Here is a 12,901-nt window from a genome sequence, read left to right on the forward strand (position 1 = left end):
CCGTGGGGGTGAGATGAGCAAGGCTTTCACGAAGGAAACCGACGCCGACGGGGACGACGACGCGCCCGAGCAGGCGGCCCTGCCCAAGGGCGTGCGCAACTACATCACGCCCGAGGGCTACGCCCGCTTACGCGCCGAGCTGGTGGCCTTGGTCAACGAGGAGCGGCCCAAGGTCGTCGAGGTGGTGTCCTGGGCGGCCTCCAACGGCGATCGTTCCGAGAATGGCGACTATCTCTATGGCAAGAAGCGGCTGCGCGAAATCGACCGCCGCATCCGCTATCTGACCAAACGCCTGGAGATCGCCGAGGTGGCCGATCCGTCCATCCACCATGGCAAGGACCAGATCTTCTTCGGCGCGACCGTCACCTATGCCAATGCGCGTGGGGAGGAGCGCACCGTCACGATCAAAGGGATCGATGAGGTCGATCCGCTACGAGGCGAGGTGAGCTGGATTTCACCGATCGCACGGGCCTTGCTGCGCGCGCGCGAAGGCGACGAGGTGTCGCTGGTGACGCCCGGCGGCGTGGAACGCATCGAGATCTTGGCGGTGCGCTATCCCGCCCCGGCCGACTCGGGGCAGCCACGGCCAGGTCAGTGAGACTTGACCCGCGCCACTCGCAGCACCAGCGGTGAGCGCTTGAGCGTGCGCAGCACCTGGGCCAAGTGGATGCGGTCGCGCACCGACAGCAACAGCTTCAGTTCGGTGGTCGATTGGCCCGGGTCATGGCCCATGTCGATGTGGGTGATGTCGGCCTCGGCCTCGCTGACGGCCTGGGCCACCTTGGCCAGCACGCCTTTTTGGTTGAGCACCAGCAGCGTGACGGCCGTCTCGAAACTGCGTGTGAGCTCGTCGGCCCATTCCACGGCGATCCATCGTTCGCTGTCACGCTGGTACAGGCGTTTTCCGACTTGGCACTCGCCGGTGTGCACCACCAAGCCTTCGCCTCGGCCCAGGTAGCCGACGATGGCATCGCCCGGAATGGGGCGGCAGCAGGTGGCCATCTGCACCGTGCCGCCCTCGCTGCCGTCCAGGGTGATCATCGCCTGGGCCGGGGTGATGTCGTCGGTGAGATAGCGGCTCATCGACAGGGTCAGCGCATCGGGCTTGCTGCCTGCTTCGATCAGCAGTTTGGCCAAACGTTTGGCCACGATGGTGGCGATCTTGCGGCCCAGGCCGATGTCGATCAGCAGTTCTCGCTTGTTGCGGTTGCCGCTCCAGCGAATCAGCGACTGCCACAGCGCGGTGGCCGGGCCGTGGGTTTCGTCACCGGCGGGCATGTGCAGGCCTTCGCCACGCATGGCTTGCGCCAACAACTTCTCGCCCAGGTCCAGCGACTCCTCTTGCTTGAGATTCTTCAGGTAATGCCGGATCTTCGAGCGCGCCCGCCCGGTGCGCACGAAGCTCAGCCAGGCCGGGTTGGGCCGCGCCACGGGCGCGGTGATGACCTCCACCACATCGCCGCTGCGCAGCTCGGTGCGCAGCGGCACCTGCTCGCCGTTGACCTTGGCCGCGACGATGTGATTGCCGATGTCGGAGTGGATCGCATAGGCGAAATCCACGGGCGTGGCGCCGCGAGGCAGCGCCAGGATCTTCGACTTGGGGGTGAAGACGTAGACCGCATCGGGAAAGAGGTCGACCTTGACGTGTTCCAGGAACTCTGCGGCATCTCGCGTCTCGTCCTGGATGTCCAGCAAGGATTGCAGCGACACCGTGCCCAGGCGTTGCGCCTCGCTGGCCCCGGCGGCATCACTGGACTTGTACAGCCAATGCGCGGCGATGCCTTTTTCGGCCACCATGTGCATGGCTTCGGTGCGGATCTGGAATTCCACCGCCGTGCCCAGCGGACTGACCAGCGTGGTGTGCAGCGACTGGTAGCCATTGGCCTTGGGGATGGCGATGTAGTCCTTGAAGCGCCCGGGCATGGGTTTGTAGAGCTGATGCAGCACACCCAGGGCCAGGTAGCACTCCGGCAGTGTATTGACCACGATGCGAAAGCCGAAGATGTCGTTCACCTGCGCAAAGCTCAGGTGTTTCTCCCGCATCTTGGTGTAGATGGAGTAAAGCGTTTTCTCGCGGCCGTAGATCTGAACCTTCAGCGAGGATTCGGCGAAGGCTTTCTCGACATCGGCCTGGATGCGGTTGACCAAGTCGCGCCGGTAGCCGCGGGCCCGTTGCACGGCTTTGCTCAGGGCTGCGTAGCGCCACGGCAGCAGGTGGGCGAACGACAGCTCCTGCAGCTCGCGATAGACCTGGTTGAGCCCCAGCCGGTGGGCGATGGGGGCATAGATGTCCAGGGTCTCGCGGGCAATGCGTTCGCGTTTGGCCGCTGGCATGGCCTGCATCGTGCGCATGTTGTGCAGCCGGTCAGCCAGCTTGATCAGCACGACGCGCACGTCGCGCGCCATGGCCAGCAGCATCTTGCGGAACGATTCCGCTTGGGATTCCTCTCGGGTGGAGAACTGCAGCTTGTCCAGCTTGGTCAGCCCGTCCACCAACTCGGCCGTGGTGGTGCCGAAGCGTTCGGCCAGCTCGACTTTGGTGGCTCCGCTGTCCTCCATCACATCGTGCATCAGCGCAGCCATGATGGCCTGGGCGTCGAGCTTCCACTCGCTGCACAGACCGGCCACCGCGATCGGGTGGGTGATATAGGGCTCGCCGCTGGCGCGGAACTGGCCGAGATGGGCAGCATCGGCGTACTTGTAGGCCTCGCGGATGCGCCGGATGTCGGCTTCGTCCAGATAGCTGAGCTTGTGCATCAGCGCCGCGAAAGAGGCCGCGGCCACATCGGCATGGGCTGGCGGCGCCGCCTCAGCAGGCGGCGGGTGCTTGTGCTCGGCAACGGCGGCAGAGGCAGATCGGGCGGCCATGGCGGGAATTTAACCCGGATTGTCCACCGCTGCCTGCCGAGGCTGGATCGTCCCGCGCCCGGGAAGGGATCGGGCGCGGCCTGCGGGGGGGTTGGGGGTCGGCCGCGGGGCGGTGGTGGCAGCGCGGATCAGGTCGGGACTCGGCGCAGCATCTCCAGCCCCACCTCGCCGGCGGCGATTTCGCGCAGCGCGGTCACGCCAGGCTTGTTCTTGGATTCGATTTTGGGGGCATGGCCGTGGCTGAGCATGCGGGCTCGGTAGGTGGCCGCCAGCACGAGTTGGAAGCGGTTCGGGATCTTCTTCAGGCAGTCTTCGACGGTGATGCGGGCCATGGTCACTCCGAAGGGCGCGTCGCAGCGCGCCATGGGTCAGCTCAGGTTGAGGGCCTCGAAGACGGCTTTCCGGGTGCGCCGCTGGGCGGCGTACTTGAGCCTCTGGGCGTGCACAATGGCTTTGAGGTCGAACAAAGCCGTCTCGAAGAGGGCATTGATTATAACGAAGTCGAAATGCCGAGCCTGGGCGACTTCCGTGCGGGCGTTGGCCATGCGGGTGGCGATCACGTTCTCGTCGTCTTCACCGCGGCGGCGCAGGCGTTGCAGCAACTCGTCCCAACTGGGCGGCAGGATGAAAATCAGCACGGCGTTGGGAAACAGTTGCTTGATTTGCAAGGCTCCTTGCCAGTCGATTTCCAGGATCACGTCGTCCCCGGCGGCCATGCGCGCCTCGATGGCTGCCCGTGAGGTGCCATACAGGTTGCCATGCACCTGGGCCCATTCGAAGAACTCGCCGCGCTCGATCATGGCGCGGAACTGCGCTTCGCTGACGAAGTGGTACTCGCGGCCGTCCACTTCCTGCCCCCGGGGTGCGCGGGTGGTGTGCGAAATCGAGACGTTGAGGCGGGAATCGAGCTCGAGCAATGCCTTGACCAGGCTGGACTTGCCCGCTCCACTGGGGGCTGCGACGACGAACAGATTGCCGGGGTAGTCCATCTCGGAGGGTCCTTTGTCACTCGATGTTTTGCACCTGCTCACGCATCTGCTCGATGAGCACCTTCATTTCCACCGAGATCTGCGTGAGCTCCAGGGCGGCGGACTTCGAGCCCAGGGTGTTGGCCTCGCGATGCAATTCCTGGATCAAAAAGTCCAGCCGTTTGCCGATTTCGCCGCCTTGGCCCAGCAGGCGTTCGATCTCGTCGAGGTGGGCGCACAGGCGCGAGAGCTCCTCGGCCACGTCGATGCGCAGGGCGTAGGCGGCGGCTTCGTTCAACGCGCGCTCGTGCAGCGCCTCGGCACTCATGCTCTGAGCAGCGCCGGCGGCTTCCAGGGCCTGCTGCCAGCGCTCCAGGAAGCGCTCTTGCTGGCGCTGCACCACCTGGGGCACCAGCGGAGCGGCCTGGGCGGCCAGCTCGCGCAACTTCAGGACGCGCTCCATCAAGACTTCCACCAGCCGCTGTCCCTCTCGGGCACGGGCTTCCTGCAGGGCCTGCAGGCATTCACGCGCAGCTGCCATGGCGGTGTCGTCCAATCGCTCCACCGCGCCGCCGCCTTTGCACCATTGCAAGGCTTCGTGCACGGACAGGGGCTGGGCGCGCGGCAGCCAGGTCTGCACGGCGGCTTCCAGCCGGGCCAGGCGGCTGAGCTGATCGGGCTGCGGCCGGGGCCAAGCGTCGTCGGCGTCGCGTTGGGTGTTCAGTCGCAGCTCGATCTTGCCGCGCCGCAGCTTGGAGGCGAGCAGCTCGCGCAAGGCCGGCTCCAGGGCGCGCAGCTCGTCGGGCAAGCGGAAGGTCAGGTCCAAAAATCGGCTGTTGACCGAGCGCAGTTCCACGTTCACGCTGGCGGCGAGCGAAGGGCTGCCGTCGGCCGTTGCGCCCGGGGCCCGCGAGGACGCGCTCGCATAGCCTGTCATGCTATAAACTGCCATCGCACCTATCGCATTGCAAAATTCGATTATGTCAAAGCCTAAACCCTCCCCGTTGCCGCCGGGCACCGTGGTCGGTGGTTACCAGGTCATCAAGAAATTGGCGGCCGGGGGCTTTGGTGTGGTTTATTTGGCCGAAGACCAAGACAAGCGCTTGGTGGCACTGAAGGAGTATCTGCCGTCCTCGCTGGCCGAGCGCGCCCCCGGCGAGTTGGCCCCCCGAGTCAAGCCCGAGAAACAGCCGCTGTACCGGCTGGGCCTGAAGAGTTTTTTCGAGGAGGGGCGTTCGCTGGCCCAGATTTCGCATCCCAGCGTGGTGTCGGTGCTCAACTTCTTCCGTGAGAACGAGACCGTCTACATGGTGATGAATTACTTGCAGGGCGATACCCTGCAAGACTTCATCGTCACGGCCCGCGAGCTCAAGCGCGACAAGGTCTTCCGAGAGTCCACGATCCGCTCTTTGTTCGATGAGATTTTGCGCGGCTTGCGCATCGTGCACCAGCACAAGATGTTGCACCTGGACATCAAGCCGGCCAACATCTTCATCACCAATGACAACAAAGCGGTGTTGCTGGACTTCGGTGCGGCGCGTGAGGTGCTGAGCAAGGAGGGCAACTTCATCCGGCCGATGTACACCCCGGGCTTTGCCGCGCCCGAGATGTACCGCCGCGACGGCACCTTGGGCCCGTGGACCGACATCTACGCCATCGGCGCCTGTATTTACGCTTGCATGCAGGGCTACCCCCCCAATGACGCACCGCAGCGTCTGGAGAAGGACCGTTTGGCCCTGTCGCTTTCGCGGCTGCGCAACATCTATTCGGACAATTTGATCGAAGTCACCGAATGGTGCATGGCGCTGGACCCGCTGTCGCGTCCTCAAAGCGTGTTCGCGCTGCAAAAGGAACTGGCGCGCGAAACCGAAAGACGCTACACCAAGCTGAGTTTCAGCGAGCGCCTGAAGTTGCAGCTCGAAAATCTCAAGGGCGGCAAGCCGGCCTGAGGGCGCGGCCATCGATGGGGACGACATGAGGTTTTCGGTCTATCAGGTCAGCCGCAAGGGCGGTCGTGAGAAGAACGAAGACCGCATGGGGTATTGCTACACCCGCGACGCCGGCCTGTTTGCACTGGCCGATGGCATGGGGGGACATCCCGAGGGCGAGATGGCATCGCAGATCGCGCTGCAGACCATGGCAGCGCTGTTTCAGCGCGATGCCAAGCCCTTGCTGAAAGACCCGATCCGTTTTCTGCACGACTCGGTGATCGCGGGTCACCATCAGTTGCTGCGCTATGCCACCGAGCGCGCCCTGGTCGACACGCCGCGCACCACCGTGGTGGCCTGTGTGTTGCAAAACGGCGCGGCCTACTGGGCCCATTGCGGCGATTCGCGGCTGTACTTGGTGCGCGGCGACAAGTTGATCGCGCGAACGCGCGACCATTCCTACTCCGAGCTGCAGGAAACCCTCAGCGGCGTGGTCGGGATGGGAGAACGCTTCAACCGCAATGTGCTGTTCACCTGTCTGGGCAGCCCGGGCAAGCCGGTGGTGGACACCGTGGGCCCGTTGTTGCTGCACCAAGGTGATCGGATTTTGTTGTGCTCCGATGGGCTGTGGGGCACGTTGCCCGATTCGGTCATCACGGCCCAGCTCGCCACCCGGCCGATCGCCGATGCGGTGCCTGAGCTTGTCGAGATGGCATTGCGCAAAGCCGGCCCCAAGAGCGACAACGTCACGGTGCTGGCAGTGGAATGGGAGTCTTCGGAAGAAGACGATTCCACGCGGTCGATTTCGACCCAGACGCTTGGAGAGGAGGTTTTTGCCTCCACCATCCAGGCCAGTGTGCTGGGTCAGGAGCCCGATGACCTGGACGAGGCCGAAATCGAGCGCTCGATTCGCGAGATCAACGAGGCCATCAAGCGGTCGTCGCAAAAGAAGGGCTGAGCCTTTCCACGCTGTGCCCCGGTCGGGGGACAATAGCGGATTCAACGAGGATTCCCTGCCATGGCGTTTCAGAGAACCGGGGGCCGCGCCCATGATGCGTTGCGGCCTGTGAGCATCGTTCGACACTACACCAAGCATGCCGAGGGGTCGGTGTTGGTGGCCTTCGGCGACACGAAGGTGCTGTGCACGGCGTCGGTCGAAGAGCGGGTGCCACCGCACAAAAAGGGCAGTGGCGAGGGCTGGGTGACGGCCGAATACGGCATGCTGCCGCGCTCGACGCACACGCGCAGCGACCGCGAGGCCGCGCGCGGCAAGCAAAGCGGTCGCACGCAGGAGATCCAGCGCCTGATCGGCCGTTCGATGCGCGCGGTGTTTGACCTGTCGCGGCTGGGGGAGCGCACCTTGCAGCTCGACTGTGACGTGCTGCAAGCCGACGGCGGCACGCGCACGGCGGCCATCACGGGGGCTTGGGTGGCCGCGCACGATGCCGTCACCTGGATGCTCGAGCGCGGGCTGATCGAGGCCTCGCCCCTGCAAGATGCGGTGGCGGCCGTGTCCGTCGGGCTGGTGCAAGGCGTGCCGCTGTTGGATTTGGAATATGCCGAGGATTCGGTCTGCGATACCGACATGAATGTCGTGATGACTGGCAGTGGGGGCTTCGTCGAAGTGCAGGGCACGGCCGAGGGGGCCGCCTTCACGCGCACCCAGATGGATGCGATGTTGGCGCTGGCCGACAAAGGCATCCGCGAGTTGCTGGCCGCCCAGCGCGCGGCGCTTGGAATGTGAGCGCGGCCATGCGGGTGGTGCTGGCCTCCAACAACGCGAAGAAGCTGCGCGAGCTGGAAGCGTTGCTCGATGGCTTGGGCTTGCAGCTGGTGCCGCAAGGCGATTTGGGCATCGCCGAGGCCGAGGAACCGCACGACACGTTCATCGAGAACGCGCTGGCCAAGGCCCGGCATGCGGCGCGTGCCAGCGCAGGGCCGGCCGTGGCCGACGATTCTGGTTTGTGTGTGGATGCCCTTGGCGGCGAGCCGGGGGTGCATTCGGCGGTGTATGCCCCGGTGCCGGTGCTCGAAGGCGAGCGAGAGGTGCGCCGCGCCGCGCAGGATGCGGCCAACAACGAGAAGCTTTTGCAGCGCCTGCAAGGGGTGAGTCAGCGCCGGGCCCGCTTCGTCAGTGTGCTGGTGGCGCTGCGCCATGCGAGCGACCCCGAGCCTTTGGTGGCCATGGGCCGCTGGGAGGGCGAGATTTTGCAGGCTCCGCGCGGACAGGGCGGCTTTGGCTATGACCCGCTGGTGTACATCCCTGCGCTGGGCCGCAGCGTGGCCGAGCTGGATGCTGCCACCAAGAATGCGCACAGCCACCGAGCGCTGGCCGCGCGGCGGCTGCGAGAGTTGATGCGGGAGGTTTGGGGCCGTGGCTGAGTCTGCCCCGGTGTCGCCGGCCGATGCGGCCCAACGCCATTTACGCGAAGGCACGCTGCGGTTGAGCTCGCTGCCGCCATTGTCGCTGTATGTGCACCTGCCCTGGTGTTTGCGCAAATGCCCGTACTGCGATTTCAATTCGCACGAATCACGGGCATCGGCGCTGCCGGAGGCCGACTATCTCGACGCGCTGCGGGCCGACCTGGAGAGCGCGCTGCCGCTGGTGTGGGGGCGCAAGGTTCACAGTGTGTTCCTCGGGGGTGGCACGCCCAGTCTGTTTTCGCCCGAGGCCATCGACCGGCTGTTGGGCGAGGTGCGGGCCTTGCTGCTGCTGGAGGCAGGCTGCGAGGTGACGCTGGAGGCCAACCCGGGCACCTTCGAGCGGGAGCGCTTCCGTGGCTATCGCCAGGCCGGGGTGACACGTTTGTCGGTCGGGGTGCAAAGCTTCGACGACGACAAGCTGCGACGTTTGGGCCGGGTGCATGACCGCCGACAGGCCCTGGCCGCCTTGGAGGAGGCGCGGGCTTGTTTCGACACCTTCAATCTGGACTTGATGTATGCCCTGCCGGGGCAGACCCTGCACGAACTCGAGGCCGACTTGACCGAGGCGCTGGCCTTCGCGCCGCCGCACTTGTCGGTCTACCACCTCACGATCGAGCCCAACACCTATTTCGCCAAGTACCCACCGGCGGTGCCGGACGACGATCTGGCCTTCGAGATGCTGGACCGCATCATCGAGCGCACCGCGGCAGCCGGGCTGGATCGCTACGAAGTCTCAGCTTATGCCCGCCCGGGGCACCGCTGCGTGCACAACCTGAATTACTGGCAGTTCGGGGACTACTTGGGCATCGGTGCCGGTGCGCACAGCAAACTGAGTTTTCCTCACCGCGTCGTACGACAAGTTCGCTACCGTGAGCCGGCGCGCTACATGGTGGCGGCGCGCCAAGGGCGCGCGGTGGCGCAGGAGCACGAGGTCACGCGCGAGCAATTGCCGTTCGAATTCATGCTCAATGCCTTGCGGCTGAAAGACGGCTTCGAGCTGGCGCAGTTCGTACAGCGCACGGGGCTGCCGCTGTCGGCGATTGCGGCGGGTCTGGAGGAGGCCGAGCGGCGCGGTTGGGTGGCGCGTGATTGGCAGCGCGTCTGGCCCACGGCCCAGGGATTCGACTTCTTGAGCGATTTGCAGGCCTTGTTCCTTGAAGATCCCCCTGATTGAGAGGGGCTGTGGGCCGTCGTCTTGACCGCCGAATTCGACGTGGCAGCATGGAGCCTGGATTCCATGCCCTGGCTGGCTGCCCGTCATGTCGCTGCCTTCTGCTCCATCTGGCGCTGTGCGCGTGTTGTTGGTCGAGGATGACCGTGTGCAGCAGATGCTCGTGTCCACCTTGCTGGAGCGCGAAGGCTGCATCGTCGATCTGGCCGAGGATGGCCAGGAAGCCCTGGCACTGTGGCAAGAGCATCGGCACCAGCTGGTGGTGACCGACTGCCGCATGCCGCGCATGGACGGCTATGCCTTCACCCGGGCTTTGCGCGCACTGCCGGGTGGGGGCTCGGTCACAGTGGTGGGCATGAGTGCCGATACCGACGATCGTGCCCGGGCCTTGGAAGCGGGCATGGAGGCGCTGCTGGACAAGCCCTTGTCGGCTGAGGCGGTGGCCCGGTTGCTCAGACGCGGTTGAGGCTTGGGCCGGCGGTGCGATGCAGGTATTCGATCAGATGCGGGGCGATCTTGGGCAAGGGTAGGACCTCGTGCACGGCGCCTGCGGCGATGGCTTCCCGGGGCATGCCAAACACCACACAGGTGGCCTCATCCTGAGCCACGCAATAGGCGCCGGCATCGCGCATCTCCCGCATGGCCTTGGCCCCGTCGGCCCCCATGCCGGTGAGCATGACGCCGATGGCGTTGGGGCCGACGACCCGGGCGGCGGATCGGAACAACACTTCCACCGACGGCATGTGACGGTTCACGGGTTCCCCGACCTGCACGCGGGCGATGTAATTGGCCCCGTAGCGCTCCACGCTGAGGTGCTGCCCTCCCGGTGCGATGTAAGCATGCCCGGGCAGGATGCGTTCGCCGTCTTGAGCTTCTTTGACGGCGATGCGGCACAGATTGTTCAGTCGCGCGGCGTAGCTGCGCGTGAAGCCGGCCGGCATGTGTTGGGTGATGACCACCGCGGGGGCGTCGGCGGGCAAGGCGGAAAGCAGCTCGCGCGTGGCTTCGGTGCCTCCGGTGGACGCACCGATGAAGATGATCTTTTCGGTGGACAAGCGTCCGATGCCCGTCGCCGTGGAGGTCGGGGCAGCCACCGCCGAGCTTGCGGGCGCAGCAGGCTGGACCTTGTGTACCTGGGCCTTGGCGGCCACGCGGATTTTCTCGGTGATCTCTTGAGCCAACTGTTGCAGTCCGTCGGCGATGCCGATCTTGGGCTTGGCCACGAAATCCACGGCACCCAGTTCCAGCGCCCGCAGGGTGACCTCGGCTCCACGCTCGGTCAGGGTAGACACCATGACCACCGGCATGGGACGCAGGCGCATCAGCTTGGCCAGAAAATCGATGCCGTCCATGCGAGGCATCTCCACGTCCAAGGTGATGACATCGGGGTTGAGGTTGCGGATCATCTCGCGAGCCGCATAGGGATCGGCGGCCGCGCCGACGCACTGCATGTCTGGTTGACGATTGATGATCTCGGTCAGCAGGCTGCGTACCAGCGCTGAATCGTCCACCACCACGACTCGAATCTTGGACATGGCTTGCGCTTTCTCAGAACAAATCGATGGAGCCAGCACCGCTGGACGGTGGCACCACGCGCTGACTGGCCGCACGCTCCTGGGCGAGCAAGGCCTCGGGGTTGCTGGGGGCCAGGCGTTTGACCATGGCCTTGCCGCTGGCCGGCAGGAAGCAGACCTTGCGAGGATAGATGTCCAGCACGTCTTTGGAGACGACCGGAATGCGCTCGGTGTGCAAGTAGTTGAGCACGAACTCGGTGTTGCGTTTGCCGACGTTGAGTGTGTGCATGCCGCTGATGACCTGCCCGCCGCCGAACACCTTGGCTTCCAGCGTGCTGCGCGTGGCGCCCCGTTTGAGCAGTTCGTTGATGAGCAACTCCATTGCGTAGGAACCATAGCGGCCGCCGTCTTGAGCACCGCCGGCTTCGGGCAGCATGAAATGATTCATGCCGCCGACTCGCGCGTTGCGATCCCACAGACAGGCCGCAATGCACGAGCCCAGAGTGGTCATGATGAGCAAGTCCTCGTCGCTGACGAAGTATTCCCCAGGCAGCACCTTGACCGCGTCGGCCTTGAAGTGGGCGTCGTAGTAGAAGAACGACGCTTCACCAGGCTTGCGCGGGGCGGCTTTGAGGGCGTCCAGGCGAGACGTCTTGGGCGTCGGCTCGGTCGGCGCCAAGACCGGTCGCGGGCGGCCGTCGGGCGCTGCGGTGCTGGGGGAAGGGCTGCGGGCGAACATGGTGATCATTTCGGCACGAAGCAGGCAAGCTTGAGACCAGGCGGGCCCCCTGGTCTACAGCCGCCGATACACGGTTTTGCCTTGCAGTTGGAACAGGTCGCGGGCATCGGTGAAGTTCTCCGAATGCCCCACGAACAGCAAGCCGCCGGGCTTCATGACCGCGTGGATGCGTTCGAGCACCTTGCGTTGGGTGTGGGCATCGAAGTAGATCATGACGTTGCGGCAAAACACGATCTCGAAAGGATCGCCCAGCGCCCATGACGTGCTCATCAGGTTGAAGGGGCGAAATTCGATCAAGCGCGCCAGCTCGGGCTTGACCCGGATGAAGCCGGTGTTGCGCCCCGTGCCGCGCAAGAAATGGCGCTTCAGCCGCTCGGGACTCAGACCGCGGGCGTCCTGGGCATAAACGCCTCGGCTGGCCACGGCCAGCACCTTGGTGTCGATATCGCTGGCCAGGATGCGCACCGCAGCGGTCGGCCCCAAGGTTTCCACGACGGTCATCGCGATCGAGTACGGCTCTTCCCCGGTGGAGGCGGCATTGCACCAAATGCGCAGCGGACGGCTGGGATCGCGTTGGCGCAAGGCGTCGGCCAACATCCGGAAGTGATGTTCTTCACGGAAGAAGGCCGTCAGGTTGGTGGTCAGGCAGTTGATGAACTCCTGCCATTCGGCCTCGGCCAAGGGGCCTTGGGCTTGTTCCAGCCACTGCAGATACTCGGCGAAAGAGCGGTGGCCGGTTTCGCGCAGGCGGCGTGACAGTCGGCTGTACACCATGGCCTGCTTGCCATCGTGCAGGCTGATGCCGGCACGCTGGTAGATCAGTTGACGGATTCGTTCGAAGTCACGCCGGTCGAAGCTGAACTCGCGCTGGATGTCTGGGTTGTGGGGCGGGGCCTCCAGCGCGGCCCCGGGGGGCAGTTGCATGTGGCTCATGGTCGGCTGTGGGCAGTGTGGGGCTGCGGCCGCTCACCGCTCAGGCTGCAGCACTGTGTGTTTGCAACCTGAAGGTGGCCACGACTTGAGCGAGGCGTTGTGCTTGTTCGCGCAGGGACGCTGCGGCGGCGGCGGACTGTTCGACCAAGGCGGCGTTTTGCTGGGTCATTTGGTCGAGTTGACCGACGGCGGCGTTGATTTGGGAGATGCCGTCGTTTTGTTCGCTGGCGGCGGCGGAGATTTCGCCGATGATGTCGCTGACGCGGCGCACGGAGGCGACGATTTCGTTCATGGTGGCGCCGGCGTCTTGGACGAGTTTGGAGCCGGATTCGACTTTTTCGACGGACGCGCCGATG

15 protein-coding genes are annotated in these 12,901 nt (G+C 65.0%); 7 read left to right on the plus strand and 8 right to left on the minus strand.

Annotated features, from left to right (window positions below; all coding sequences use genetic code 11):
- Window positions 1-13: 13 nt before the first annotated feature.
- Window positions 14-598: a transcription elongation factor GreB gene (greB, locus tag F615_RS0104740; protein WP_019560030.1), complete on the plus strand. Its 585-nt coding sequence runs from the start codon at window positions 14-16 to the stop codon at window positions 596-598.
- On the opposite strand, the gene F615_RS0104745 is transcribed toward greB, so the two are convergent.
- From F615_RS0104745 to F615_RS0104760, 4 genes are all read right to left on the minus strand, one after another.
- Window positions 592-2,868: a RelA/SpoT family protein gene (locus F615_RS0104745; RefSeq protein WP_019560031.1), complete on the minus strand. Its 2,277-nt coding sequence runs from the start codon at window positions 2,866-2,868 to the stop codon at window positions 592-594. The two genes, greB and F615_RS0104745, sit on opposite strands and share 7 nt — an antisense overlap.
- 128 nt (window positions 2,869-2,996) lie before the next feature.
- Window positions 2,997-3,200 (minus strand): DNA-directed RNA polymerase subunit omega, encoded by a 204-nt coding sequence (gene rpoZ, locus F615_RS0104750; protein ID WP_026330028.1) that lies wholly within the window; start codon window positions 3,198-3,200, stop codon window positions 2,997-2,999.
- Window positions 3,201-3,236: 36 nt separating this feature from the next.
- Window positions 3,237-3,857, minus strand: coding sequence for a guanylate kinase (gene gmk, locus F615_RS0104755; protein WP_019560033.1), 621 nt, complete (start codon window positions 3,855-3,857; stop codon window positions 3,237-3,239).
- Window positions 3,858-3,873: 16 nt separating this feature from the next.
- Complete coding sequence (locus F615_RS0104760) at window positions 3,874-4,773, minus strand: YicC/YloC family endoribonuclease (RefSeq protein WP_019560034.1); 900 nt, start codon at window positions 4,771-4,773, stop codon at window positions 3,874-3,876.
- Between the two features lie 43 nt (window positions 4,774-4,816).
- Between F615_RS0104760 and F615_RS0104765 the strand changes: the two genes are divergently transcribed.
- From F615_RS0104765 to F615_RS0104790, 6 genes are all read left to right on the plus strand, one after another.
- On the plus strand, window positions 4,817-5,785 hold the full coding sequence (locus F615_RS0104765; protein WP_026330030.1) for a serine/threonine protein kinase: 969 nt from the start codon (window positions 4,817-4,819) through the stop codon (window positions 5,783-5,785).
- A 25-nt stretch (window positions 5,786-5,810) separates the two neighbouring features.
- Entirely contained in the window at window positions 5,811-6,722 is a 912-nt protein-coding gene (locus tag F615_RS0104770; protein ID WP_019560036.1) for a PP2C family protein-serine/threonine phosphatase, read from the plus strand.
- Between the two features lie 60 nt (window positions 6,723-6,782).
- Window positions 6,783-7,508 carry a ribonuclease PH gene (gene rph / locus F615_RS0104775; protein WP_026330031.1) on the plus strand — a complete coding sequence of 242 codons (726 nt, stop codon included), beginning with the start codon at window positions 6,783-6,785 and terminating at the stop codon, window positions 7,506-7,508.
- Window positions 7,509-7,516: 8 nt separating this feature from the next.
- Window positions 7,517-8,146, plus strand: a complete 630-nt coding sequence (gene rdgB / locus F615_RS0104780) for an RdgB/HAM1 family non-canonical purine NTP pyrophosphatase (RefSeq protein ID WP_019560038.1) — start codon at window positions 7,517-7,519, stop codon at window positions 8,144-8,146.
- Window positions 8,139-9,362 (plus strand): radical SAM family heme chaperone HemW, encoded by a 1,224-nt coding sequence (gene hemW, locus F615_RS0104785; RefSeq protein WP_156824540.1) that lies wholly within the window; start codon window positions 8,139-8,141, stop codon window positions 9,360-9,362. The genes rdgB and hemW overlap by 8 nt, the downstream gene beginning before the upstream one ends.
- Before the next feature lie 85 nt (window positions 9,363-9,447).
- Window positions 9,448-9,825 carry a response regulator gene (locus F615_RS0104790; protein WP_019560040.1) on the plus strand — a complete coding sequence of 126 codons (378 nt, stop codon included), beginning with the start codon at window positions 9,448-9,450 and terminating at the stop codon, window positions 9,823-9,825.
- On the opposite strand, the gene F615_RS0104795 is transcribed toward F615_RS0104790, so the two are convergent.
- The 4 genes from F615_RS0104795 to F615_RS0104810 form a co-directional block, all read right to left on the minus strand.
- Complete coding sequence (locus F615_RS0104795) at window positions 9,812-10,894, minus strand: protein-glutamate methylesterase/protein-glutamine glutaminase (RefSeq protein ID WP_019560041.1); 1,083 nt, start codon at window positions 10,892-10,894, stop codon at window positions 9,812-9,814. The genes F615_RS0104790 and F615_RS0104795 overlap by 14 nt on opposite strands.
- Before the next feature lie 13 nt (window positions 10,895-10,907).
- Window positions 10,908-11,621 carry a chemoreceptor glutamine deamidase CheD gene (gene cheD / locus F615_RS0104800; RefSeq protein WP_019560042.1) on the minus strand — a complete coding sequence of 238 codons (714 nt, stop codon included), beginning with the start codon at window positions 11,619-11,621 and terminating at the stop codon, window positions 10,908-10,910.
- 45 nt (window positions 11,622-11,666) lie between these two features.
- Complete coding sequence (locus tag F615_RS0104805) at window positions 11,667-12,536, minus strand: CheR family methyltransferase (RefSeq protein ID WP_019560043.1); 870 nt, start codon at window positions 12,534-12,536, stop codon at window positions 11,667-11,669.
- 49 nt (window positions 12,537-12,585) lie between these two features.
- On the minus strand, window positions 12,586-12,901 hold a 316-nt coding region (locus tag F615_RS0104810; protein ID WP_019560044.1), incomplete at its 5' end, for a methyl-accepting chemotaxis protein.

The organism is Caldimonas manganoxidans ATCC BAA-369, assembly GCF_000381125.1.
Classification (GTDB): Bacteria; Pseudomonadota; Gammaproteobacteria; order Burkholderiales; family Burkholderiaceae_C; genus Caldimonas; species Caldimonas manganoxidans.

What these genes read in the sequence shown, in the direction of transcription:
- greB (WP_019560030.1), top strand. Translation starts at nt 14, where the DNA reads ATGAGCAAGGCTTTCACGAAGGAAACCGACGCCGACGGGGACGACGAC.
- F615_RS0104745 (WP_019560031.1), bottom strand. Translation starts at nt 2,868, where the DNA reads ATGGCCGCCCGATCTGCCTCTGCCGCCGTTGCCGAGCACAAGCACCCG.
- rpoZ (WP_026330028.1), bottom strand. Translation starts at nt 3,200, where the DNA reads ATGGCCCGCATCACCGTCGAAGACTGCCTGAAGAAGATCCCGAACCGC.
- gmk (WP_019560033.1), bottom strand. Translation starts at nt 3,857, where the DNA reads ATGGACTACCCCGGCAATCTGTTCGTCGTCGCAGCCCCCAGTGGAGCG.
- F615_RS0104760 (WP_019560034.1), bottom strand. Translation starts at nt 4,773, where the DNA reads ATGACAGGCTATGCGAGCGCGTCCTCGCGGGCCCCGGGCGCAACGGCC.
- F615_RS0104765 (WP_026330030.1), top strand. Translation starts at nt 4,817, where the DNA reads ATGTCAAAGCCTAAACCCTCCCCGTTGCCGCCGGGCACCGTGGTCGGT.
- F615_RS0104770 (WP_019560036.1), top strand. Translation starts at nt 5,811, where the DNA reads ATGAGGTTTTCGGTCTATCAGGTCAGCCGCAAGGGCGGTCGTGAGAAG.
- rph (WP_026330031.1), top strand. Translation starts at nt 6,783, where the DNA reads ATGGCGTTTCAGAGAACCGGGGGCCGCGCCCATGATGCGTTGCGGCCT.
- rdgB (WP_019560038.1), top strand. Translation starts at nt 7,517, where the DNA reads ATGCGGGTGGTGCTGGCCTCCAACAACGCGAAGAAGCTGCGCGAGCTG.
- F615_RS0104790 (WP_019560040.1), top strand. Translation starts at nt 9,448, where the DNA reads ATGTCGCTGCCTTCTGCTCCATCTGGCGCTGTGCGCGTGTTGTTGGTC.
- F615_RS0104795 (WP_019560041.1), bottom strand. Translation starts at nt 10,894, where the DNA reads ATGTCCAAGATTCGAGTCGTGGTGGTGGACGATTCAGCGCTGGTACGC.
- cheD (WP_019560042.1), bottom strand. Translation starts at nt 11,621, where the DNA reads ATGATCACCATGTTCGCCCGCAGCCCTTCCCCCAGCACCGCAGCGCCC.
- F615_RS0104805 (WP_019560043.1), bottom strand. Translation starts at nt 12,536, where the DNA reads ATGCAACTGCCCCCCGGGGCCGCGCTGGAGGCCCCGCCCCACAACCCA.